This is a genomic window from Shewanella sp. UCD-KL21, from assembly GCF_001957135.1.
In the GTDB taxonomy this organism is placed as follows: Bacteria; Pseudomonadota; Gammaproteobacteria; order Enterobacterales; family Shewanellaceae; genus Shewanella.
The window spans coordinates 1-1,576 of record NZ_MPHK01000051.1 but is presented as its reverse complement, the minus strand read 5'-3'; the positions used below and the strand labels follow the sequence as shown (position 1 = coordinate 1,576).

Here is a 1,576-nt window from a genome sequence, read left to right as displayed (position 1 = left end):
GATTGACCTTTTCGGAGTTGATCCGCTGGGCAATAGAGTGCGGAACTCCTGAACAATGTCAGCTTGTTTTAGCGTTATACCATTGTACAAACGATGATGATTATCAGGCGATGGGAATTCAGTTAAGCCGAAGTATTGATAATGCAAATGTCAGCCCGATCATCTTTTTCACAGGTAAAAATCAACGGTTATTAGGTGATGTTTCGATGCTAAAACAGCTAGAGGAAAAGGCTAAATAACGTTAGGTTTACCTATTATTTCACCTATTATTTTACCTATTTCGTCTGTAATAGGCAGAATAATACCTAGAATAATAGGTAAAATAATAGGTAAGTTGAAAAACAAATCGTGATACTTTCAGTATCAATGCCACTCATTTTCTGGACGAAAATGAATGACATAAGGCTCCGCCCTCTGGCTATTTTCTTCGGCTGGACGCCTGCGAAAAAAGCCATTCACCCAAGCCCGTCAAACTCACTGCGTTCGTCTGACCACCCCCTTTTTTCGCCCTGTATTTGGTCGCTCAAAAATGTGGTGGTCAGACGCTTCGCTTGACGGGGGGCTTTGCCCCCAAAACGAAACACGTTCACTGGGGTTCACTTGCCATCGCTGGGGCGTGTCATTTCGTTTCGGCTCCCCCTGTTTTTCCCTTTCTTCGCTGGACGCTCATCAGGAGAAAAACAAAAAGCCTACCGCCCTCGTTTTACTCGGTTGGTCAAATCGCTTCTTGCCACAAAACAAGTTTGTGACTTTCAGCGATTTCGCATCGTTTTACTTGTCAGTTTGCATGATGTTAAAAACGCACTCAGAAGCTCGCAAAACCGTTCTAAACTTTCAGCGTAGATTTGGGTGTTTTATAGGGGGATCGTGTCTTAAAATCGTTTTGAGGGGCTTTAATGGGGGTGAACGGGCGGTTTTTGCTAACTAACTCGCCCGTTTAACATAAAAGGGATTATGAGCACCATAATTTATAGTGTTTGATTTTGTTTTAGGTATTTTTTTTGATTTTTATTTATATGTTTGGCTTTTTGTTTGAATCGCTTATTTATTTGTCCTGCCGCATGTAATTGCCCCTTTAAACGAGTGTAAATGACTTCTTTTTCTTCTAGTGATAAATGAGCGTTGGGGGTAAATATTTCCAAGAAAGTTTGTTTTATTTTTCGTAGATTTTTATTTCTAACTGTTAACATATTGTTTTTTATGATTATTCCAGTAATCATCTTAGGTTGTTTTTCTCTGTATATTTTTATTTTTTTATTTTTTATAGTTAAACCTGATTCATTGACGATCGTTTTGACTTTTTTTAAAAAACCAGTTGGTATTTTTTCCCCTGAAAAAGCCACATCATCGACATAGGCTGTCATTGATAGGTTATTTTCTTTTGCAAGTGTGTTTAGGCGGTCAAACATAACCTTGTTTGCAAAATAAGCTATTTGCATGCTTACTTGACTACCAGTTGGTAGTATTCCATTTATGCAAATTAATTTAGATAAATAACTTGCCGCATCAATAGACATTTCAAACTGGTACAAAAATAAATTTCTTATTTTTCTTTCTGAATTTGAAGGAAAAAATT

General features: G+C 37.6%; 1 protein-coding gene and 1 pseudogene. One reads left to right on the top strand and one right to left on the bottom strand.

Annotation, left to right across the window (positions count from 1 at the left end; genetic code table 11):
* Positions 1-239: hypothetical protein (locus BM739_RS20290; protein WP_175609563.1), on the top strand; the 239-nt coding region annotated here is incomplete at its 5' end.
* A gap of 729 nt (positions 240-968) precedes the next feature.
* Here BM739_RS20290 and BM739_RS19780 read toward each other — a convergent pair.
* Positions 969-1,576, bottom strand: a pseudogene (locus BM739_RS19780) (reverse transcriptase domain-containing protein); the annotation flags it as partial.